Consider the following 19,593-nt stretch of genomic DNA (forward strand, 5'->3'; position numbering starts at 1 on the left):
GCGCCCCTCAGCCCCCGGCCAGGAGCCGACGCAGGTCGGCGACAATGTCCTCCACCGGCGCGTCGTCGCGCAGGTACAGGCGCGGCCGGCCGGCGGTATCGAGCACGTAGGCGCCGGCGGAATGGTCCATGACGTAGCCCATGCCCCCGGGCACGTCGCGCCGGGCGGCGTAGATGCGGAAAGCCTGGGCGGCGGCGGCCACGTCCTCGGCGCTGCCGGTCAGGCCGACGAAATCCGGGTTGAACCAGGGCACGTAGCCGGCCAGCTGGGCCGGAGTGTCCCGGGCCGGGTCGATGCTGACGAACACCACCTGGACCCGCTTCGCCTCGTCGCCCAGGGCCTGCATCGCCGCGGCGAAGCGGGTCAGGGCCGTGGGGCACACGTCCGGGCAATGGGTGTAGCCGAAGAACAGCACCACCGCCTTGCCCCGGTAGTCGGCCAAGCGGCGCGGCTGGCCCTGGGTGTCGGTGAGCGGCCGGGGAAAGTCCGGCCCCACCGAGGCGCCGGTGATGTCGGTGGCGCGGAAGGGCGGCGGTGCCGGTTCGCCGCAGGCGGCCAGCAACAACGCCACGGCCAGCGCCGCCGCCAGGGCGCCCATCCCGTTCATCCATTCCGGCCGTCGCCGCATCGCTCTTTCTCCTCTCGTCCTCTCAATATCCGGCGCGCTCCGCCCGCGCCAGGCCTGGATTATGGCCGGCCCGGGCGGAAAAAATTCTCGGGGCATGGCGGGACGACGAAACTAAACGGGCCGGGCAGGCTTCAAACCCTGCGAAGCGATCGCCCGGGCGGCCCCGCCGCCCCACCTTCCTGCCCAGGAGATCGGGATGATGCCTCCGCCCGTGCCGCCCACCAAGCCTTGCGCAACTGCCGCCGCGATGCCCGCGCCGCCGGTGGTTGCGGCCGCCACTGCCGCGGCCAACCGCCGGCTGGTCAAACGCCTGCTCTGGCTGGTGGCCGGGGCCTTCGCCTTCGGCTTCGCCCTGGTGCCGCTCTACGACACCTTCTGCCGCCTCACCGGCATCAACGGCAAGACCGCCAACACTCCGGCGGCACCGCTGGTAGCCAGCGCCCCCGCCTCCCGGGTCGACCTGGCCCGCACCGTCTCCCTCGATTTCGTCGGCACCGCCATGCCCGGTCTGCCCTGGGAAGTGCGGCCGATCACCGGCCGCCTCGACCTGCATCCGGGCGAGGTCCACCAGGCCCGCTTCGTGGTGCACAACCGCTCGGAGCGCAGCATCGTCGGCCAGGCCATCCCCAGCGTCTCGCCGGGCAACGCCGCCCAGTACTTCAACAAGCTCGACTGCTTCTGCTTCCAGCAGCAGACCCTGGCCCCCGGGGAAACCCGGGAACTGGTGGTGACCTTCATCCTCGACCCGGCCCTGGACCCGGACGTGCGGGACGTGACCCTGTCCTACGCCTTCTTCATCCAGCCCGGCCCCCGGTCCTGAATCTGCCTGAATTCGCCTGAATCCGAACGCCCAACCCCACCCTAGCGCACCGCCGGCAGCCAGCCCAGGCGGAACGCCACGAGCAGGAGTAGGAACAGCATGATGGACAAGCCGATGCGCACCGTCAGCGCCCGCACCGCCCGGGTGCCCTGGCCCCGGTCGCGGTAGAGGAACACCAGCCCGGAAAACAGGCTGGCGACGATGGCCAGCAACACCGCGATCACCACCAGTTTGAAGACCATGGCCGACGCTCCCTTCCCTTCATTCGAGTCGTTCGATTCGATCGATCCGGTCGCTCCATTCCCCGAGCCCCCGGCGGAACCCTGCGCGCTCTGCCGTCCGCTCCACCCAGCCCTGGTGCCGGCGGACGGCCCGCTGGGCGGCGCAGCGCACGAACCTTCTCCCTCTCAGAGCGCCCCGCGCCGCTGGCGGTTCCGCCCCGGCTGGCCCGCCACCCTGACCACCGCCCTGCTGCTGCCCCTGTTGATCGCCCTCGGGCAGTGGCAGCTCGGCCGGGCCGAGACCAAGGAGGCGCGCCGCGCCGAACTGGCGGCCCGCAGCCAGTTCGCCCCCTGGCTCCTGGACGGCACCGCCCCCCTGCCCACCGCCGAGGCCCTGGCCTACCGGCCGGTCGAGGCCGCGGGCGAGTACGACGCCGCCCACCAGATGCTGCTGGACAACCAGGTGCACGACGGCCAGGCCGGCTACCGGGTCATCACCCCCCTCACCCTGGCCGGCGGCGACCGGCCGCAACAGATCCTGGTGGACCGGGGCTGGGTGCCGGCCCCAGCCGATCGCAGCCATGCCCCCCAGGTGCCGGCGCCCCAAGGCCCGGTGCTGGCGCGGGGAACCGCCATGCCCCCGGCGAAAGCCGCGTTCCTCCTCGCGCCCGAAGAGCCCGGCCTGGAAAACGGCCACTGGCGCGGGGTTTGGCAATACCTCACCCCGGAACGCTACGCCGCCGCCCGCCAGGCCGCCAATGCTGCCCCCGCCGTCGACGTGGCGCCGGTGGTGCTCCCGGTGGTGCTCCAGCTGGCCGCCCCGGACGGTGCCGCGCCCGGGCGCGGCGGCGAAGCCCGCGGCGAAAGCGTCGCTGTCGCACCCGCATCCCGGACCGCCCCCCAGCTCCAGCCCCTCCCCCTCGCCCCCCTGCCCCCGGACGACGGTGCCGCGCGCAACCGGGCCTACGCCGGGCAATGGTTTGCCTTCGCCGCCACCCTGGCGGCGCTCTACGTCGGACTCAACCTGAGGCGCCGCCCATGACCGCCACCCTGATCCCCCTGCGCCGCACCGCCGCCCGGCCCCAGCCCGCGCCGCCAGCGGCGCCTCCCTCACCCGACTCCCCCATCCAGGCCGCCCGCCGCCGCTTCTGGCCGATGGCCGGCGTGTTCGCCCTGTTCGCCCTGCCCCTGGTGCTCGGCTGGGGGTTGTTCGCCCTGGGCTGGCGGCCCGGCGGCTCGCCCCACGGCGTCCTGATCCAGCCGCCCCAGCCCCTGCCGCCGGCCCTGGCGGCCAACGACGCCAATGCGCCGACCGCCGGCCGCTGGCAGGTGCTGCTGGTGGGCAAGGGGCCCTGTGGCACCGACTGCCAGGCGGCCCGCCGCACCCTGACCCAGTTGCGCGCCACCCTGGGCAAGAACGCCGACCGGGTGGCCCTGCGCGAAGTCCCCGTAACACCGCCCGACCTGGGCGCCGCCGGCCAGCCCCCGGCCGCCTACCGCTTCTACCTGGCCGACCCCTTGGGCCGGCTGATCCTGGCCTATCCGGCAGCCGTGCCCTGGGGCGACCTGCGCCAGGACCTGGACCGGCTGCTCAAGTATTCCTGGGTGGGCTAGGGACGTCCGTCCGGCCCGAACAAGAAAAGGAGGAGACCATGCTGACCGCCACCCCCACGCCCGCCGGTCCGGAGGCTGCCCACACCCACGCCCGCGCCGCCATCCTGGCCCGGCCCCAGCCCCTCGCCCTCAAGCTCGCCGCCTTCTGGCGCCAGTGCAAACCCCGGGTGAACAGCCTGATCGTGTTCACCGCCATGATCGGCATGGTCCTGGCCACCCCGGGGCTGCCCGGCGCCGGAGTGTTCGTCGCCGCCTCCCTGGGCATCGCCCTGGTGGCCGGGGCGGCGGCGGCCATCAACTGCCTGGTGGAGCGGCACATCGACGCGCGCATGGCCCGCACCCGGGGCCGCCCCCTGGTGCGCGGCGAGATCGGCGCCGTCGAGACCCTGACCCTCGCCACCCTGGTGGGGGGTACCGGCCTGGCGGTGCTGCACCTGTGGGTGAACGACCTGACCATGTGGCTGACCCTGGCCACCTTCCTCGGCTACGCGGTGATCTACACGGTCATCCTCAAGCCGGCCACGCCCATGAACATCGTCATCGGCGGCGCCTCCGGGGCCATGCCGCCGCTGCTCGGCTGGGCGGCGGTGACCGGCCAGGTGGGGGCCGAGGCCCTGGCCCTGTTCCTCATCGTCTTCACCTGGACCCCGCCCCACTTCTGGCCCCTGGCCTGCTACCGGCGCGACGACTACGCCCAGGCCGGCCTGCCCATGCTGCCGGTGACCCACGGGGTGGCCCACACCTGCACCCAGAGCCTGGTGTACGTGATCGCCCTGTGCGGCGTGAGCCTGCTGCCGGTGGCCATCGGCATGGCCGGCGGCCTCTACCTGGCGGCGGTGCTGGTCCTCGACGCCCTGTTCCTGGCGCGCACCTGGCAACTATGGCGGGCCTATTCCGACGCCCTGGCGCGCAAGGTGTTCCGCACCTCGATCGTCTATCTGTTCGGCCTGTTCGCCGCGCTCCTGGCCGATCACTTCCTGGGCCTGCCGGGTACGGCCTGAGGCGGCGGTGGCATCAATATATCAATTTTATTCATGTATCCCGACCGGCGTATCGCCAAACTCCAATACTGGCGCGGACCTTGTATTTCGAACCAGGCGAATACATGAAATTTATTAATACATCGGCCGCCCCAGCCCGCTGGAAGGCGGCCGATCCACCGGCATTGGCGCCCGCCCCCCTCTTCCTATTTTTGCTCTCCCCCCCGAGTCCATCATGACCCTCGCTCTTTACCGCCGCCTCGCCCTGCTCGCCGCCCTCCTCGCCCTGGGGGTGGTCGCCCTGGGCGCCTACGTGCGCCTGTCCGACGCCGGCCTGGGCTGCCCCGACTGGCCCGGCTGCTACGGCCATCTGGTGGGGGTGCCGGACGCCCCCCACGAGCACGCCCAGGCGGCCCGGCTGTTCCCCGACCGGCCGGTGGAAGCGGCCAAGGCGTGGAAGGAGATGATCCACCGCTACGCCGCCGGCACCCTGGGCCTGCTCATCGCCGCCCTGGCGGTGGGCGCCTGGCGCGGGGTATGGACCGAGCGCGGGCCGCTGCGCCGCGCCCTGCCCACGGCCCTGGTCGGGCTGGTGCTGTTCCAGGCCCTGCTCGGCATGTGGACCGTGACCCTGCTGCTCAAGCCCCTGGTGGTCACCGCCCACCTGCTGGGCGGCATGCTCACCTGGGGCGGCCTGCTGGCCCTCAACCTGCAACTGCGCCCGAACCTGACGCCGGCGCCGGAGCGGCTGCCGGCGGCCAGCCCGGGACTGCGCCGGGGCGCCGCCCTGTTCGTGCTGCTGGTGCTGGGCCAGATCGCCCTGGGGGGCTGGGTGAGCAGCAACTACGCGGCCCTGGCCTGCGGCGATTTCCCCGCCTGCACCGGCGGCCAAGCCTGGCCGGCGGCGGACTGGCACCACGCCTTCACCCTCGACCGCAGCCTGGGCGCCACCGCCGACGGCGCGCTGCTGCCCGGCGCGGCGCTCACCGCCATCCACTTGGCCCACCGGGCCGGCGCCCTGGCGGTGCTGGCCGCCGCCGCCGCCCTGGCCTTGGCTTTGCTGCGCCAGGGGCACCGCGGCGCGGCCGCCGCCCTGGCCGGGCTGACGCTGCTCCAGGCCGGGCTGGGGGTCGCCAACGTGCTGGCGACCTTGCCCCTGCCCCTGGCGGTGGCCCACAACACGGGCGCCGCCCTGCTCCTGGCCGGCGCCCTGGCCCTGTGCCACCGCCTGGCCCGGGCACCCCGGCGGGATCGGGACGCACCGGCCCCCCGGCCCGGCGGCTGGCGCCAGTTGCATCCGGCCGGGTGAACGGCGCCGCCGCCCCGCAACGATTGACCGACGTTCGCCGCCAATCGCAGCAAAAATCACCCCATGAACGGCAAAAAGCCCGCACGAAGCGGGCTTTTTGCCGTTGGACGCAAACGTCCGGCGATCAGCGATTGAATCAGCGGTTGGGCTGGGGCGTCAGGCGCAGGTAGGGCTTGATGGCGTTCCAGCCCTTGGGGAACTTGGCCTTGAGCACCTCGGGGTCGGTGATGGAGGGCACGATCACCACGTCGTCGCCGTCCTGCCAGTTCGCCGGGGTGGCCACGCTGTGGTACTCGGTGAGCTGGAGCGAATCCACCACCCGCAGGATTTCGTTGAAGTTGCGCCCGGTGCTGGCCGGGTAGGTGATGGTCAGGCGCACCTTCTTCTGCGGGTCGATGACGAACAGGGAACGCACCGTGGCGGTGGCGCTGGCGTTGGGGTGGATCAGGTCGTACAACTCGGACACCTTGCGGTCGGCGTCGGCGATGATCGGGAAATTGACCACCGTCTTCTGGGTCTCGTTGATGTCCTCGATCCAGCGTTTGTGGGACTCCACCGGGTCCACCGACAGGGCGATGACCTTGACGTTGCGCTTCTTGAATTCGTCGGCCAACTTGGCGGTGAAGCCCAGCTCGGTAGTGCACACCGGAGTGAAATCGGCCGGGTGGGAGAACAGGATGCCCCAGCTGTCGCCCAGCCACTCGTGAAAGCGGATCGGGCCCAGGGAGGACTCTTGCTCGAAGTCGGGGGCGGTATCGCCCAGGCGCAGGGAAGCCATGCGGATCTCCGGAAGGAACAGGTGAATTCATTCTGGACAGCGGCCGCCCCGGGGCCAAATAACGTTTGCTGATGAGCTTAGAACCCGGGCTTCGTCCCGCCCCCCCCTCCGGCGCCTTGCCCGCCGGGCGCGGCTATGTCATCGTCACGGCCTGACGGATTTCTGACCGATTCACGCGTTTTACATTACCGCCACCGCCCCAGCCATCATGAGCAAGACCCTCTACGACCTGCTCGAAGTCTCGTCCACCGCCTCCGCCGAAACCATCGCCGCCGCCCACCAGCGCCTGGCCGACAAGTACCACCCCCACGCGCCCCACAACCAGGGCACGGCGGACGACGGAGACGCGCTCAACCGCTACAAGGCGATCAACGACGCCTTCCAGGTGCTGTCCCGCCCCGAATCGCGCCAGCGCTACGACCAGCAATTGGCGTCCAAGGCCGATGCCGCCGCCACGGCGGCGATGCTTGCGCCCCCGCCATCGCGGCGCCTGGGCTGGGTGGCCGTCCTGCTGATCGGCGCCGCCCTGGTCGGCGGCTGGCAATACCAGAGCCGGCAGGAGGCCGAAAAAGCCCGCGCCCTGGCCGAGGTCGAACGTCAGGCCAAGGAGCGGCGCGCCCTCGAACTGGCCGCCGAACTGGAAAAGACGCGCCTGCTCCAGGAGGCCGCCGAAGCCCGCCAGCAGGCCCAGCTCCAGGCCCAGGCCGAACGGGACGCCCAGCACAGCTACGAGGTCGCCAATGCCCGGGCCGACGCGGCATTGCATTCCCGGGAAGTGGCTGCCGCCAACGCCGCCCGGGAAAACCGCCGCCAGCAGCAACAGGTGCTCGCCCTGGAACAGGAACGCCAGCGCGAAGCCCAGCAGCGCCTGGAGCGGGACAAGGCGACCCTGCGCCAGATGGAATACGACAACCGGCGCGGACCGAGCTACCGCAGCTATTGACCCCCCCAAGGCGCCTGAATCGGGCGCTCCGGACGATCAGGCCGGGAAGGGGAAAAAGGAAGGGGCGGCAGCCCGAGCGCCGAACGGCGCCCGGGGGCCGGGTCAGCCCCGCGCAGCCAGGGCGTCCAGCAGCTTGCCGTGGATGCCGCCGAAGCCGCCGTTGCTCATCACCAGCACCTGGTCGCCGGGCCGGGCGGCGGCCACCACCTCGGCCACCAGGGCGTCCAGGTCGTCGCGCACCACGGCCTTGTCGCCGAGGGGCGCCAGGGCGGCAGCGGCGTCCCAGCCCAGGTTGGCGGCGTAGCAGAACACCCGGTCGGCCTCGGCCAGGGAGCCGGGCAGGGCGTTTTTCATCACCCCCAGCTTCATGGTGTTGGAGCGGGGCTCCAGCACCGCCAGGATGCGGGTATCCGCCCCCACCTTGCGGCGCAGGCCGGCCACGGTGGTGGCGATGGCGGTCGGATGGTGGGCGAAGTCGTCCACCACCGTCACCCCGCCGGCCACGCCGCGCACTTCCATGCGCCGCTTGACGTTCTTGAAGCGGGACAGGGCAGCCAGTCCATCCTCCAGGCGCACGCCGACGTGGCGGGCGGCAAGCAGGGCGGCTACGGCGTTGGCCCGGTTGTGGTCGCCGGTCACCTCCCAGGTGGTCTCGCCCACCAGGCGCTCGCCCTCGTAGAGCGCCAGGGCGCCGCTGGCGTCGTCGCCCCGGGTGTGGAAGCCCGCTGGGTCGTTGAAGCCCACCTGCTCGGACCAGCAGCCCCGGGCCAGGACCCGTTCCAGGCTGGCCTCGCCCCGGTTGGTGACGATCTGGCCGATCCGCGGCATGGTCCGCACCAGATGGTGGAACTGGGTTTCGATCGCCGCCAGATCAGCAAAGATGTCGGCATGATCGAATTCCAGGTTGTTGAGGATGGCGGTCTTGGGCCGGTAGTGGATGAACTTGGAGCGCTTGTCGCAGAAGGCCGTGTCGTACTCGTCGGCCTCGACCACGAAGAAGGGCGAACCGCCCAGCCGGGCCGACACGCCGAAGTTGAGCGGCACCCCACCGATCAGGAAGCCCGGGGCGTAGCCGCAGTCTTCGAGAATCCAGGCCAGCATCGACGAGGTGGTGGTCTTACCGTGGGTGCCAGCCACCGCCAGTACCCAGCGGCCTTGCAGGATGTGCTCGGCGAACCACTGGGGGCCGGAGACGTAGGGCAGCCCCTTGTCGAGAATGGCCTCCAGCAGCGGGTTGCCCCGGGAGATGGCGTTGCCGACCACGAACAGGTCGGGTTCCAGGGCCAGTTGCTCCTCGCCATAGCCGGACACCAGTTCGATGCCGGCGGCGGCCAGCTGGTCGCTCATCGGGGGATAGACGTTCAGGTCGCAGCCGGTGACCCGGTGGCCGGCGGCGGCGGCCAGCTGGGCGATGCCGCCCATGAAGGTGCCGCAGACACCGAGAATGTGGATGTGCATGTTGTAATGGGAATGCGTTGGGGGCGGGATACAATGGGACGCGTGGACTGGGGGCTGCGCCACACGCCGCCGCCCCCGAGGACTGGACGGGATTCTACCCGAGCCCGTCCCCTACCCGAGGCCATCGCCATGCCCCGTCGCAACACCGCCACCCCGTCCCGCCGCCAGCACCCGGCCAGCCCGCGCCAGGCCGAAATGCTGCGCCAGACCATCGCCTCCACCGCCGCCCGGCTGATCGCCGAGGACGGCTCCCTCGACTACGAACTGGCCAAGCGCAAGGCCGCCCGCCAGCTCAACCTCGCCGACGGCGAGGGGCTGCCCACCAACGCCGAGGTGGAATCGGCCCTGCGCACCCACCAGGCCCTGTACCAGGGCGACGAACAGCGCGACCGGCTCCAGGGCATGCGCCAGGTAGCCCTGGAGGCGATGCGCGAGTTCGAGCGTTTCAGCCCTTATCTGACCGGCTCGGTGCTCGACGGCACCGCCGGGCGCTACGCCGAGATCGACCTGCTGCTCTACCCGGACTCGGCCAAGGACGTGGAAATCTACCTGCTCAACCGCAACATCCCCTTCGAGCACGTCACCCCGCGCCACGACCGGGTCGAAGCGGTGTTGCAACTGGATTGGCACGGTGCCCCGGTGAACCTGGTGATCTACCCGCCGGACGACGAGCGGGTGACCTTCCGCAGCCGGGACGGCCGGGTGCGGGAACGGGCCCGCCGCGAGGCGGTGGAATCCTTGGTCGCCGCCAACGCCTGACCCCGGCGCCACGGCACGGGGTAAAAGCGGCCATCTGTGGCGAACGTCGGACAAACTGGTTTGCAGCAGGCATAGCGCCCCACGCCACCGCCAACGCCGCTCCAAATGGCCGGCCAACCCGCCCGGGGCCGGCCTCCCCCGACCATGCCAGGCGCAAAACGGCCCCATGACGGCGTTTTCGCCCCCCAGGCGCCGCCCCGGGCTACGTGATTCCCGTCTGGACAAACTCCGGCGATTTCCGGCAAACTTGCCGGCATGCAGCGCCGAAAATCCACCTCCGGCAAAACCAAAACCGCCCGCGAAGGCGCCTCCGCAGTCGAGGCGCGCACGCCGCGGCTACTGGTCTTGCACGGCCCCAACCTCAACCTGCTGGGCACCCGGGAACCGCAAATCTACGGTTCCACCACCCTGGCCGACATCAACCTGGCCCTGGCGCGCCGGGCCGAAGCGGCAGGCGTCGAGCTGGTGGCGTTCCAGAGCAACCACGAGGGGGCGCTGATCGAGCGCATCCACGCGGCCCGGGACGAAGGCGTGGCGTTCATCATCATCAATCCGGCGGCGTACACCCACACCAGTGTCGCCCTGCGCGATGCCCTGGCAGGCGTCGGCATCCCCTTCATCGAGGTGCATCTGTCGAACGTGCATGCCCGGGAACCTTTCCGGCAGCATTCCTACTTCTCCGACCTGGCCGTGGGCGTCGTCTGCGGCCTGGGGGCCGAGGGCTATTCCCTGGCCCTGGAATACGTCCTGGCCCGCATCGCCGCCAGCGACACGGCCTGAGCTCCGTCGGACAGCCTTCCGGGGCGGCCATCTTGCCGCCCCAACCAAATTTCCAAGTTCAAAACGTCCTGCATAAATCATCCCGTGCGCCCCGTTGCGCGCTTTTTTTGGGGAGAAATCAAGAATGGATCTGCGTAAGCTCAAGAAACTGATCGACCTGGTGCAAGAGTCCGGCATCTCCGAGCTGGAGGTGACCGAAGGCGAAGAGAAGGTGCGCATTGCCAAACACTTGGCCGCCCCCACCGCCGCCCCCCAGGCCTATGTGATGCCCGCCGCCCCGGCCGCCGCTGCCCCCGTGGCCGCCACTATGGCTCCGGAAGCCCCCGCCGCCGACGCCCTGCCGGAAGGCACCGTGGTCAAGAGCCCCATGGTCGGCACCTTCTATCGTTCCCCCTCCCCCGGCGCCAGCGCCTTCGTCGAGGTGGGCCAGGCGGTCAAGGCCGGCGAGACCCTGTGCATCATCGAGGCCATGAAGCTCCTCAACGAAATCGAGGCAGAAGTCTCGGGCACCGTGAAGGCCATCCTGATCGAGAACGGCCAGCCGGTAGAATTCGGCGAGCCGCTGTTCGTCATCGGCTAAGGAGTCGGACAGCATGTTCGACAAGGTCCTCATCGCCAACCGGGGCGAGATCGCGCTGCGTGTGCAGCGCGCCTGCCGGGAACTGGGCATCAAGACGGTGGTGGTGCACTCCGAGGCCGACCGCGAAGCCAAGTACGTCAAGCTCGCCGACGAGTCGGTGTGCATCGGCCCGGCCCCCTCCGCCCAGAGCTACCTCAACATCCCCGCCATCATTTCGGCGGCGGAAGTCACCGACTCCCAGGCCATCCACCCGGGCTACGGCTTCCTTTCCGAGAACGCCGACTTCGCCGAGCGGGTCGAGTCCTCGGGCTTCGTCTTCATCGGCCCCAAGGCCGACACCATCCGCCTGATGGGCGACAAGGTCTCGGCCAAGGACGCCATGAAGGCCGCCGGCGTGCCCTGCGTGCCCGGTTCCGACGGCGCCCTGCCGGAAGACCCCAAGGAGATCGTCAAGATCGCCCGCAGCGTCGGCTACCCGGTGATCATCAAGGCCGCCGGCGGCGGCGGTGGCCGCGGCATGCGCGTGGTGCACACCGAGGCCGCCCTGGTTAACGCCGTGCAAATGACCCGCCAGGAGGCCCAGACCGCCTTCGGCAACCCGACCGTGTACATGGAGAAGTTCCTGGAGAATCCGCGCCACGTGGAAATCCAGGTGCTCGCCGACCAGCACGGCAACGCCGTGTATCTGGGCGAACGGGACTGCTCGATGCAGCGCCGCCACCAGAAGGTGATCGAAGAGGCGCCGGCCCCGGGCATTCCCCCGCGGCTGATTGCCAAGGTGGGCGAACGCTGCGCCGAAGCCTGCCGCAAGATCGGCTACCGGGGCGCCGGCACCTTCGAATTCCTCTATGAAAACGGCGAGTTCTACTTCATCGAGATGAACACCCGGGTCCAGGTGGAACACCCGGTCACCGAGCTGATCACCGGCATCGACATCGTCCAGGAACAGATCCGCGTCGCCGCCGGCGAGAAGCTGCGCGTCAAGCAGCGCGACATCGTACTCAAGGGCCACGCCATCGAGTGCCGCATCAACGCCGAAGACCCGTTCAACTTCGTGCCCTCCCCCGGCACCATCGACGGCTGGCACCCGCCCGGCGGCCCCGGCATTCGCGTGGATTCCCACGTCTATGCCGGCTACCGCGTCCCGCCCCACTACGATTCGATGATCGGCAAGGTGATCGCCTACGGCGAAACCCGGGAGCAGGCCATCCGCCGCATGCGCATCGCCCTGTCGGAAATGGCCGTCACCGGCATCAAGACCAACATCGCGCTACACCAGGAATTGATGCAGGACGCCCGCTTCGTCGAAGGCGGCACCAGCATCCACTACCTGGAAGAGAAGCTCGCCGCCCGCGGCGAGATCAAGAAGAAGGACTGACGTCATGGCCTGGCTTTCGGTGCGGCTGATTACCGATGCGGCCGGCGCCGAAGCGCTGGCCGACGCCCTGATGGAGCACGGGGCGCTGACCGCCTCGATCGAGGATGCCGACGCCGGCACCCCCGACGAGGAGCCCCAGTTCGGCGAACCGGGCATGATCACCCAGCCGGGCTGGAAACGCTCGGCGGTGGTCGCCCTGTTCGACGCCGATGCCGACCTGGCCGCCAGCCTGGCGCTGGCCGCCGGGGAGGCCGGCCTCAACGCCGTGCCCCCCTTCACCACCGAGACTGTGGAAGAGCAGAACTGGGTGCAGCTCACCCAGAGCCAGTTCGACCCCATCCCCATTTCCGGCCGGCTGTGGATCGTGCCCTCCTGGCACGAGGCGCCGGACCCGGGCGCGGTGAACCTGATCCTCGACCCGGGCATGGCCTTCGGCACCGGCTCCCACCCCACCACCCGGCTGTGCCTGGAGTGGCTGGAAGCCAACCTGAAGGGCGGCGAGACCGTCCTCGACTACGGCTGCGGCTCGGGCATCCTCGGCATCGCCGCCGCCCGGCTGGGCGCCGCCAGCGTGGTCGGGGTGGACATCGATCCCCAGGCGGTGGATGCCGCCGTCGCCAACGCCGAGCGCAACGCGGTCGCCGCCCAGTGCCGCTTCCACGACTCGGCCGCGCCGGTGGACGGCCTGTTCGACGTGGTGGTGGCCAACATCCTCTCCAATCCGCTCAAGATGCTCGCCCCGGCCCTGGCCGGCCACGTCCGCCCCGGCGGCTGGCTGGTGCTCTCGGGTATCCTGGCGGAACAGGCCGAGGAAATGTGCGCCCTCTACTCCACCTACCTGCCCACCGCCCTGGCCGACAGCCGGGAAGGCTGGGTATGCTTGGCCGGCCAACGCCATCCCTGACGGCCGGGCGCTGACCGCGCCCGCTCCCGGAGTTTTGTCATGCTGACCCGCTGCCCCGCTTGCCAGACTACCTTCCGCATCACCCCGGAACAGCTCCAGGCCCGGTCCGGACGGGTGCGCTGCGGCCAGTGCCAGCACGTCTTCGACGCCCGGGAACACCTGGAAGCAGACCCCAGCGACGAAACCATCCTGGCCGCGCCCCTGGAACCTGCCGAGGCTCCAGCCGCCGAGCCCCCGGCAATCTCCCCCGCAGCGCATCCCGCCGACCTGCCGCTGGACGCCCCCACCCGGCTCCCTACCGACCTGGAGTTCCAGTCGGAGCCCCAGCCCCTGGCACTCGACGTGTCGGAGTCCCCCGTCGAGGCCGCGCCCCTGCTCGACCCCGCCTGGGACCCGGCCGGGGAAACCCTCCTCGCCCCCGGCCCGGACTGGGACCCGGCGGGCGAAACCGTACTCGTCCCCCGCCCCGACATGGCGCCGGAGGAGGCGAAACCCGTCCCAGACGGCGCCATCGCCGCGGACGGCCGCGCTGTACCGCCGGATGAGCCGGGCGCCGAACCCGGCCCGGCCGATGCCGAGCTCCAATCCGAGCCCAACGCCGAACCTGCCGCCGAGGAAGCTGCCCCCGCCGCCCCCCTCAACCCGGTCCTGACCCCGGACCCGAGCGACCCGATCCTGGCCCGGGACCACACCGAGATTCCCGGCTACAGCAAATGGGCCCAGGCCCCCCTGGCCGGCGGCGCCGGTGGCCTGGGCCTGGGTGCATCCCAGCAGCGCCCCGCCTGGCCCTACGCCCTGGCGGCGACCCTGCTCGTGCTCGTCCTGCTCGGCCAGGCCGCCGCCTACTGGCGCACCGAGCTGTGCACCAGCGTGCCGGCCCTGCGCGGCGTGTTCGCCGCCCTGGGCATGAAGGTGCCCCTGCCTCGGGTCACCGAAAAGATCAGCCTGGAAGCCTCCGACCTGCAATCCGACGCCAGCCGCGGCCTTCTGGTGCTGCAGGCCACCCTGCGCAACCGGGCGGCCTTCGCCCAGGCCTACCCGTCCCTGGACCTGGCCCTCACCGACGTGGGCGACACGGTGGTGCTGCGCCGCACCCTGGCTCCGGCGGACTACCTGCCGGCGGGCGCCCCCGCCGAGTTCGCCCCGGGGGCCGACCTGGCCGTCAAGGTGTGGCTGGACATCAAGCCCCTGGAAGCCGCCGGCTACCGGCTGGTGGTGTTCTACCCCTGACCCCGGCGGCAGGCGCTGCGCCGCCGTAATCGCCCGGTCATCTGGCGCAGGCATAGTCCTGCCCTGCAAGTCTCTCGGGAATAGCTTTCGGCCCGCCGGCAACGGCGGGCCGTTTTTTTCGCGCTAAACTTGCGGGTTTTCCGGAGCGGCCCGCCGCCCCGGCCATTCCAACCCGCCCATTCCTATTCCCGCCACCATTCCCATGCGCACCCTGATCTGCGGCTCCATCGCCTACGACAACATCATGGTCTTTCCGGACCACTTCAAGAATCACATCCTGCCGGACAAGATCCACATGCTGAACGTGTCGTTCCTGGTGCCCCAGCTGCGCCGGGAATTCGGCGGCTGCGCGGGCAACATCGCCTACAGCCTCAAGCTGCTCGGCGGCGAACCCCTGATCATGGCCACCGTGGGCGAGGACGTCGCTCCCTACCGGCAGCGCCTCGGCGACCTGGGGTTGAATCAGGACCACGTGCGCCTGGTGCCGGGCAGCTACACCGCCCAGTGCTTCATCACCACCGACCTGTCGGACAACCAGATCACCGCCTTCCACCCGGGCGCCATGAGCTTCTCCCACGAGAACAAGGTGGCCGACGCCAAGGATGTGGTGCTGGGCATCGTCGCCCCGGACGGCCGGGACGGCATGATCGAGCACGCCCGCCAGTTCGCCGCGGCCGGCATCCCCTTCATCTTCGATCCGGGCCAGGGCATGCCCATGTTCGACGGCGCCGACCTGCTGGCCTTCCTCGAGCAGGCCACCTACGCCGCCTTCAACGATTACGAGGCCCAGTTGCTGATGGACCGCACCGGCCTCTCCCTGGAGGCCCTGGCGGAGAAGGTCACTGCCCTGATAGTCACCAAGGGCGCCGAAGGCTCGGACATCTACGTGGGCGGCCGCAAGCTCACCATCCCCTGCGTCAAGGCCGAAGCCGTGGTGGACCCCACCGGCTGCGGCGACGCCTACCGGGCCGGCCTGCTCTACGGCATTGCCGCCGGTTTCGACTGGGAAACCACCGGGCGCCTGGCCTCCCTGCTCGGCGCGATCAAGATCGCCCAGGCCGGCCCGCAGAACCACCATTTCACCCGCGATTACATCGCGCAACGCTTCGTCACCGAATTCGGCTACCGGCCTTGGTAAGCTCTGCCGAGCGCAGTATGCTTTTCCCATACCACCAAGAACGATCAAGGAGCCCGACATGACCCGCCCCGCCGCTCTCTCCATGCCCCTCTCCGCCTCCCGCCTGGCGCTGCTCGCCCTGGTGGGCGGCACCGTGCTGATTTCCGCCGGTTGCGCCTCCAGCCGCTCCGGCGAGGTCTATAGCCGCGACCAGGCGCGCCAGGAACAGGTGGTGCGCATGGGCGTGGTCGAAGCCGTCAAGCCGGTGCAGATCGAAGGCACCAAGACCCCGGTCGGCGGCCTGGCCGGCGCCGCGGTGGGCGGTGTGGCCGGCAGCAACGTGGGCGGCGGCAAGGGCCAGATCATCGGCGGCATCATCGGTGCCGTGGCCGGCGGCCTGGCCGGCGCGGCGGCCGAGGAAGGCCTGACCCGCAAGCAGGGCCTGGAAATCACCGTGCGCCTCGACAACGGCTCCCTGATCGCCGTGGTGCAGGAAGCCGATCAGCAGTTCGCCCCTGGCGACCGGGTGCGGGTGCTGTCCGGCGGCGGCGCCACCCGCGTATCGCGCTGATCCGCGCGCCGCTACCGGCATATCACGGGGCCCTGCGGGGCCTCGTGGCGTTTCCGCCCTCCAGGTCATGGACGGTTAATGCGGCTGCAACCGGTCTGTCATGGTCGATCCGTACAGTGGTCCCCATCGAACGAGAGGGAGCACTCCATGACGACCCCAGCCGACCAGTCCCCGGTCTTGCACAACGCCGACGCCGCCGCCCAGGACCAATCCGCCGCGCGCCAGCGCCGCCACCTGAGCGTGGGCCTGACCCGCAGTCCCCGTGAAATCGAAGAAGCCCAGCGCCTGCGCTACCGGGTGTTCGCCCAGGAAATGGGCGCCAACCTGCAATGCCGCACCCCGGGCGTTGACCAGGACATGTTCGACGCTCATTGCGAGCACCTGGTGGTGCGCGACGAGGACAGCGGCGAGGTGGTGGGCACCTACCGCATCCTGTCGCCCGAAGCCGCGCGCAAGATCGGCAACTACTACACCGAGGGCGAGTTCGACCTGACCCGCCTGCAGCACCTGCGCCCCAAGCTGGTGGAAGTGGGCCGCTCCTGCGTCCATCCCGACTACCGCAGCGGCGCCACCATCACCCTGCTGTGGTCCGGCCTCTCCCGCTTCATGCTGGAGAACGGCTACGACTACCTGATCGGCTGCGCCTCGGTGTCCATGGCCGACGGGGGCTTCGCCGCCGCCGCGTTGTATCATCGCCTGACCGAGCACATGTCGCCCCTGGAATACCGGGTCTTCCCCCGGGTGCCCCTGCCCCTGGACGCCCTGAGCCGCGAAGCGGCCGCCAGCAGCGAAGCGCTGGTGCCGCCCCTGGTCAAGGGCTACCTGCGCGCCGGCGCCTGGGTGTGCGGCGAGCCGGCCTGGGACCCGGACTTCAACACCGCCGACCTGCCGGTGCTGCTGCCCATGTCCCGGGTGGATGCCCGCTACGCCAAGCACTTCCTGAAGAACGGCGCCTGAGCGCGCCGGCGGCAACCGCCCGATCCCGGGGAGGCGCCTGCGTCTCCCCGTTTGTCGTTTCACCTCGCGAGTCCGAAACTGAACGCCCCCGCTCCTTCCCTGGCCCACCCCGACGGCAACGCCGCGGCCGCGCCAGACACGCTTTCGCGCACCGCCCCGCGCCCCACCACCCGGGTCGTGCGCCTGTTCCGCTGCGCCCGGCTGGTGCTCCATCTCGTCCAGGGCGTGCTGACCCTGATGCTGGTCTATCCCTGGACCTCGCCGCGCCACCGCCGCGCCTTGAAGCGCCGCTGGGCCCGGCAGCTGCTGGCCATGCTCGGCTTCGCCCTGGAGGTCCGCCACGCCGACGGCGCGGTGCTGCCCCCCGCCGGCCTGGTGGTGGCCAACCACGTGTCCTGGATCGACATCTACGCCCTCAACGCCACCTCGCCGGTGGCCTTCGTCTCCAAGGCAGAGGTGCGCCAGTGGCCGGTGATCGGCTGGTTGGCGGCCCACACCGACACCATCTTCCTGCGCCGCGGCAGCCGGGGCCACGCCAAGGTGGTCAACGGGGAGATCGAGTCGGCGATGACCGCCGGCGCCCATGTGGCCTTGTTTCCGGAAGGCACCACCACCGACGGCACCCATCTGCTGCACTTCCACGGCGCCCTGCTGCAACCGGCGGTGGAAACAGGGCTGCCGGTGATCCCCATCGCCCTGTCGTACCACGAGGCCGACGGGCGCCCCAGCCTGGCGCCGGCCTATGCCGGGGACACCACCATGGGCCAGTGCCTGGGCGCCATCCTGACGCGCCGTCGGCTGATCGTGCGGGTGCAGATTCTGCCCCCCCTCGACACCGGACCCGATTCGCCCTGCGCCGACCGCCGCACCCTGGCGCGCACCGCCCGGGCCAGCATCGCCAACGCTCTGGGTTTTGCCGTGGACTGATGGGCGCCGCAGGCTGACGGGCTGATTTTGCGGCGCCTCTGACTTTCAGGCGCCGCCCTCCGTTTACGGATTCGCCCTTGGCCGCAGTGACGGCGAAATGACGACATTGCGCCGATCAGCCGGTCACATCATTAAAAACATTAATGATGTCCGGCAGTGAAAAACAGAAGGTCCGCGCCAGTCGCCGAGCTTGACGAAGCACCCACCGGGCAACATAACAAAAATTTATAGGCTGCTCGGTCGCAGCCCCATCAGCGCGCGACGCAGCCGTCCTGGCCGCATTCCACCTGGAAGACCTGCCGGTCCTCCAGGCGCAGGGCGGTCAGGGCGCCGCCCCACAGGCAGCCCGAATCCAGGGCCAGCAGATCGGTGCGCAGGAACAGGCCCAGGGCCGACCAGTGGCCGGTGACCAGCACGGTGCGGCCGTCGTGGCTGCGCCGCCCGGGCACGTCGAACCAGGGCAGGAAGCCGGAGGGGGCGTCGCTCAGCTCCCCCTTGGCGCGGAATTCCATCTCGCCCTCCGGCGAGCAGAAGCGCATCCGGGTCATGGCGTTGACGATCACCCGATGGCGCTCCGTCCCCGCCAGATCGTCGCGCCAGGCCGCCGGCTCGTCGCCCCACAGGGTCTGCAGGAAGCGGCGCCAGTCCGGGCCGGCCAGCTCAAGCTCCACCTCCCTGGCCAGGGCCCGGGCCTGGTCGGCGCTCCAGCCCGGCAACAGGCCGGCATGGACGACGCAGTAGGGGCCTTCCCGGTGGCACAGGGGCTGGCGGCGCAGCCAGTCGAGCAACTCGCCCCGGTCCGGCGCGGCCAGGATCTCGTCCAGGGTGTCATCACGCCCCCGCTTGGGCACCGCGTCGGCGGCCACCATCAACAGGTACAGGTCGTGATTGCCCAGCACTGTCACCGCCGCATCCCCCAGGCCGCGCACGAAGCGCAGGGTTTCCAGGGACTGGGGCCCCCGGTTCACCAGGTCGCCAACGAACCACAACCGGTCCTGGGCGGGGTCGAAGCGGCAGCGGTCGAGCAGGCATTGCAGGGCGTCGAAGCAGCCCTGGATGTCGCCGATGGCGTAGGTGGCCATGAAATCACTCAATCATAAAGTTCGGCATCGCGCAGGTTGAACCCCTGGCGATCCTTGTCGGAGACCAGCGGCGCGCCCGGCACTGGCCACGGGATCGCCAGTGTCGGATCGTCCCAGCGGATGCAGCGCTCGTGCTCGGGGGACCAATAGTCGGTGGTCTTGTACAGGAATTCGGCATTCTCGGACAACACCGCGAAGCCGTGGGCAAAACCGGCTGGAATCCACAGCTGGCGCTTGTTTTCCGCGGAGAGAATCTCCCCCACCCATTGGCCGAAAGTCGGCGAACCGCGGCGGATGTCCACCGCCACGTCGAACACTTCGCCCTCGGTCACCCGCACCAGCTTGCCCTGGGCCTTGGGCGCCAATTGATAGTGGAGCCCACGCAGTACGCCCTGGCGGGAGCGGGAATGGTTGTCCTGGACGAACTGGGCCTCCAGCCCCGTGGCCTTGGCGAATTCGCGGGCATTGAAGCTCTCGAAGAAAAATCCGCGCTCGTCGCCGAATACTTTCGGCTCAAAGAGAACCACATCCGGAATCGCCGATGGAACCGCTTTCAC

Annotated in this window: 22 protein-coding genes; 16 read left to right on the plus strand and 6 right to left on the minus strand. The window is 70.2% G+C overall.

Translation table 11 applies throughout. The features are described from left to right. Positions 1-7 precede the first annotated feature (7 nt). Complete coding sequence (locus LWW89_RS11025) at positions 8-628, minus strand: SCO family protein (protein ID WP_293264079.1); 621 nt, start codon at positions 626-628, stop codon at positions 8-10. A 196-nt stretch (positions 629-824) separates the two neighbouring features. Between LWW89_RS11025 and LWW89_RS11030 the strand changes: the two genes are divergently transcribed. After that, the gene (locus LWW89_RS11030; protein WP_293264081.1) at positions 825-1,448 is read left to right on the plus strand and encodes a cytochrome c oxidase assembly protein; all 624 of its coding nucleotides are present in this window, start codon (positions 825-827) and stop codon (positions 1,446-1,448) included. A 41-nt stretch (positions 1,449-1,489) separates the two neighbouring features. Here the strand turns inward: LWW89_RS11030 and LWW89_RS11035 are convergent, their stop codons facing one another. Beyond that, positions 1,490-1,690, minus strand: a complete 201-nt coding sequence (locus tag LWW89_RS11035) for a twin transmembrane helix small protein (RefSeq protein ID WP_293264083.1) — start codon at positions 1,688-1,690, stop codon at positions 1,490-1,492. Between LWW89_RS11035 and LWW89_RS11040 the strand changes: the two genes are divergently transcribed. The 4 genes from LWW89_RS11040 to LWW89_RS11055 all read left to right on the plus strand — a co-directional run bounded on the left by LWW89_RS11040 (position 1,689) and on the right by LWW89_RS11055 (position 5,572). Further along, on the plus strand, positions 1,689-2,711 hold the full coding sequence (locus LWW89_RS11040) for an SURF1 family protein (protein ID WP_293264085.1): 1,023 nt from the start codon (positions 1,689-1,691) through the stop codon (positions 2,709-2,711). The two genes, LWW89_RS11035 and LWW89_RS11040, sit on opposite strands and share 2 nt — an antisense overlap. Beyond that, the gene (locus LWW89_RS11045; protein WP_293264087.1) at positions 2,708-3,283 is read left to right on the plus strand and encodes a hypothetical protein; all 576 of its coding nucleotides are present in this window, start codon (positions 2,708-2,710) and stop codon (positions 3,281-3,283) included. The genes LWW89_RS11040 and LWW89_RS11045 overlap by 4 nt, the downstream gene beginning before the upstream one ends. 38 nt (positions 3,284-3,321) lie before the next feature. Then, positions 3,322-4,284, plus strand: a complete 963-nt coding sequence (locus LWW89_RS11050) for a heme o synthase (RefSeq protein ID WP_293264089.1) — start codon at positions 3,322-3,324, stop codon at positions 4,282-4,284. 214 nt (positions 4,285-4,498) lie between these two features. Continuing rightward, positions 4,499-5,572 carry a COX15/CtaA family protein gene (locus LWW89_RS11055; RefSeq protein WP_293264091.1) on the plus strand — a complete coding sequence of 358 codons (1,074 nt, stop codon included), beginning with the start codon at positions 4,499-4,501 and terminating at the stop codon, positions 5,570-5,572. 136 nt (positions 5,573-5,708) lie between these two features. On the opposite strand, the gene LWW89_RS11060 is transcribed toward LWW89_RS11055, so the two are convergent. Then, positions 5,709-6,350, minus strand: a complete 642-nt coding sequence (locus LWW89_RS11060) for a peroxiredoxin (RefSeq protein ID WP_293264093.1) — start codon at positions 6,348-6,350, stop codon at positions 5,709-5,711. A gap of 208 nt (positions 6,351-6,558) precedes the next feature. Here LWW89_RS11060 and LWW89_RS11065 point away from each other — a divergent pair, with 208 nt between their 5' ends. Next, positions 6,559-7,293, plus strand: coding sequence for a DnaJ domain-containing protein (locus LWW89_RS11065; RefSeq protein WP_293264095.1), 735 nt, complete (start codon positions 6,559-6,561; stop codon positions 7,291-7,293). A 102-nt stretch (positions 7,294-7,395) separates the two neighbouring features. Here LWW89_RS11065 and mpl read toward each other — a convergent pair whose 3' ends face one another. Further along, the gene (gene mpl / locus LWW89_RS11070) at positions 7,396-8,751 is read right to left on the minus strand and encodes a UDP-N-acetylmuramate:L-alanyl-gamma-D-glutamyl-meso-diaminopimelate ligase (RefSeq protein ID WP_293264096.1); all 1,356 of its coding nucleotides are present in this window, start codon (positions 8,749-8,751) and stop codon (positions 7,396-7,398) included. 129 nt (positions 8,752-8,880) lie between these two features. On the opposite strand from mpl, the gene LWW89_RS11075 reads away from it, so the two are divergent. The 10 genes from LWW89_RS11075 (at position 8,881) to LWW89_RS11120 (ending at position 17,954) form a co-directional block, all read left to right on the plus strand. Then, positions 8,881-9,510 carry a hypothetical protein gene (locus LWW89_RS11075; protein WP_293264097.1) on the plus strand — a complete coding sequence of 210 codons (630 nt, stop codon included), beginning with the start codon at positions 8,881-8,883 and terminating at the stop codon, positions 9,508-9,510. A 255-nt stretch (positions 9,511-9,765) separates the two neighbouring features. Next, positions 9,766-10,290, plus strand: coding sequence for a type II 3-dehydroquinate dehydratase (gene aroQ / locus LWW89_RS11080; protein WP_293264098.1), 525 nt, complete (start codon positions 9,766-9,768; stop codon positions 10,288-10,290). Between the two features lie 124 nt (positions 10,291-10,414). Further along, the gene (accB, locus tag LWW89_RS11085; protein ID WP_293264099.1) at positions 10,415-10,870 is read left to right on the plus strand and encodes an acetyl-CoA carboxylase biotin carboxyl carrier protein; all 456 of its coding nucleotides are present in this window, start codon (positions 10,415-10,417) and stop codon (positions 10,868-10,870) included. Between the two features lie 13 nt (positions 10,871-10,883). Then, complete coding sequence (gene accC / locus LWW89_RS11090; RefSeq protein WP_293264101.1) at positions 10,884-12,248, plus strand: acetyl-CoA carboxylase biotin carboxylase subunit; 1,365 nt, start codon at positions 10,884-10,886, stop codon at positions 12,246-12,248. Positions 12,249-12,252: 4 nt separating this feature from the next. Next, entirely contained in the window at positions 12,253-13,152 is a 900-nt protein-coding gene (gene prmA / locus LWW89_RS11095; protein WP_293264103.1) for a 50S ribosomal protein L11 methyltransferase, read from the plus strand. Between the two features lie 39 nt (positions 13,153-13,191). Then, positions 13,192-14,382, plus strand: a complete 1,191-nt coding sequence (locus tag LWW89_RS11100; RefSeq protein ID WP_293264105.1) for a DUF3426 domain-containing protein — start codon at positions 13,192-13,194, stop codon at positions 14,380-14,382. Positions 14,383-14,584: 202 nt separating this feature from the next. Next, entirely contained in the window at positions 14,585-15,520 is a 936-nt protein-coding gene (locus LWW89_RS11105) for a carbohydrate kinase family protein (RefSeq protein WP_293264107.1), read from the plus strand. Positions 15,521-15,578: 58 nt separating this feature from the next. Continuing rightward, a complete protein-coding gene (locus LWW89_RS11110; protein ID WP_293264109.1) occupies positions 15,579-16,070 on the plus strand; it encodes a glycine zipper 2TM domain-containing protein in 492 nt (163 codons plus the stop codon). 147 nt (positions 16,071-16,217) lie between these two features. Beyond that, entirely contained in the window at positions 16,218-17,027 is an 810-nt protein-coding gene (locus LWW89_RS11115) for a GNAT family N-acyltransferase (RefSeq protein ID WP_293264111.1), read from the plus strand. Between the two features lie 51 nt (positions 17,028-17,078). Further along, positions 17,079-17,954, plus strand: a complete 876-nt coding sequence (locus LWW89_RS11120; RefSeq protein ID WP_293264113.1) for a lysophospholipid acyltransferase family protein — start codon at positions 17,079-17,081, stop codon at positions 17,952-17,954. 251 nt (positions 17,955-18,205) lie between these two features. Here LWW89_RS11120 and LWW89_RS11125 read toward each other — a convergent pair whose 3' ends face one another. Continuing rightward, a complete protein-coding gene (locus tag LWW89_RS11125; protein ID WP_293264115.1) occupies positions 18,206-19,036 on the minus strand; it encodes a symmetrical bis(5'-nucleosyl)-tetraphosphatase in 831 nt (276 codons plus the stop codon). An 8-nt stretch (positions 19,037-19,044) separates the two neighbouring features. Further along, positions 19,045-19,593 (minus strand): dTDP-4-dehydrorhamnose 3,5-epimerase, encoded by a 549-nt coding sequence (rfbC, locus tag LWW89_RS11130; protein WP_293264117.1) that lies wholly within the window; start codon positions 19,591-19,593, stop codon positions 19,045-19,047.

The organism is Oryzomicrobium sp. (genome assembly GCF_021287045.1).
Classification (GTDB): Bacteria; Pseudomonadota; Gammaproteobacteria; order Burkholderiales; family Rhodocyclaceae; genus Oryzomicrobium.

Bases quoted from the DNA above. Each gene is read 5' to 3' on its own strand.
- LWW89_RS11025 (WP_293264079.1), bottom strand. From the start codon at position 628: ATGCGGCGACGGCCGGAATGGATGAACGGGATGGGCGCCCTGGCGGCG.
- LWW89_RS11030 (WP_293264081.1), top strand. From the start codon at position 825: ATGATGCCTCCGCCCGTGCCGCCCACCAAGCCTTGCGCAACTGCCGCC.
- LWW89_RS11040 (WP_293264085.1), top strand. From the start codon at position 1,689: ATGGCCGACGCTCCCTTCCCTTCATTCGAGTCGTTCGATTCGATCGAT.
- LWW89_RS11035 (WP_293264083.1), bottom strand. From the start codon at position 1,690: ATGGTCTTCAAACTGGTGGTGATCGCGGTGTTGCTGGCCATCGTCGCC.
- LWW89_RS11045 (WP_293264087.1), top strand. From the start codon at position 2,708: ATGACCGCCACCCTGATCCCCCTGCGCCGCACCGCCGCCCGGCCCCAG.
- LWW89_RS11050 (WP_293264089.1), top strand. From the start codon at position 3,322: ATGCTGACCGCCACCCCCACGCCCGCCGGTCCGGAGGCTGCCCACACC.
- LWW89_RS11055 (WP_293264091.1), top strand. From the start codon at position 4,499: ATGACCCTCGCTCTTTACCGCCGCCTCGCCCTGCTCGCCGCCCTCCTC.
- LWW89_RS11060 (WP_293264093.1), bottom strand. From the start codon at position 6,350: ATGGCTTCCCTGCGCCTGGGCGATACCGCCCCCGACTTCGAGCAAGAG.
- LWW89_RS11065 (WP_293264095.1), top strand. From the start codon at position 6,559: ATGAGCAAGACCCTCTACGACCTGCTCGAAGTCTCGTCCACCGCCTCC.
- mpl (WP_293264096.1), bottom strand. From the start codon at position 8,751: ATGCACATCCACATTCTCGGTGTCTGCGGCACCTTCATGGGCGGCATC.
- LWW89_RS11075 (WP_293264097.1), top strand. From the start codon at position 8,881: ATGCCCCGTCGCAACACCGCCACCCCGTCCCGCCGCCAGCACCCGGCC.
- aroQ (WP_293264098.1), top strand. From the start codon at position 9,766: ATGCAGCGCCGAAAATCCACCTCCGGCAAAACCAAAACCGCCCGCGAA.
- accB (WP_293264099.1), top strand. From the start codon at position 10,415: ATGGATCTGCGTAAGCTCAAGAAACTGATCGACCTGGTGCAAGAGTCC.
- accC (WP_293264101.1), top strand. From the start codon at position 10,884: ATGTTCGACAAGGTCCTCATCGCCAACCGGGGCGAGATCGCGCTGCGT.
- prmA (WP_293264103.1), top strand. From the start codon at position 12,253: ATGGCCTGGCTTTCGGTGCGGCTGATTACCGATGCGGCCGGCGCCGAA.
- LWW89_RS11100 (WP_293264105.1), top strand. From the start codon at position 13,192: ATGCTGACCCGCTGCCCCGCTTGCCAGACTACCTTCCGCATCACCCCG.
- LWW89_RS11105 (WP_293264107.1), top strand. From the start codon at position 14,585: ATGCGCACCCTGATCTGCGGCTCCATCGCCTACGACAACATCATGGTC.
- LWW89_RS11110 (WP_293264109.1), top strand. From the start codon at position 15,579: ATGACCCGCCCCGCCGCTCTCTCCATGCCCCTCTCCGCCTCCCGCCTG.
- LWW89_RS11115 (WP_293264111.1), top strand. From the start codon at position 16,218: ATGACGACCCCAGCCGACCAGTCCCCGGTCTTGCACAACGCCGACGCC.
- LWW89_RS11125 (WP_293264115.1), bottom strand. From the start codon at position 19,036: ATGGCCACCTACGCCATCGGCGACATCCAGGGCTGCTTCGACGCCCTG.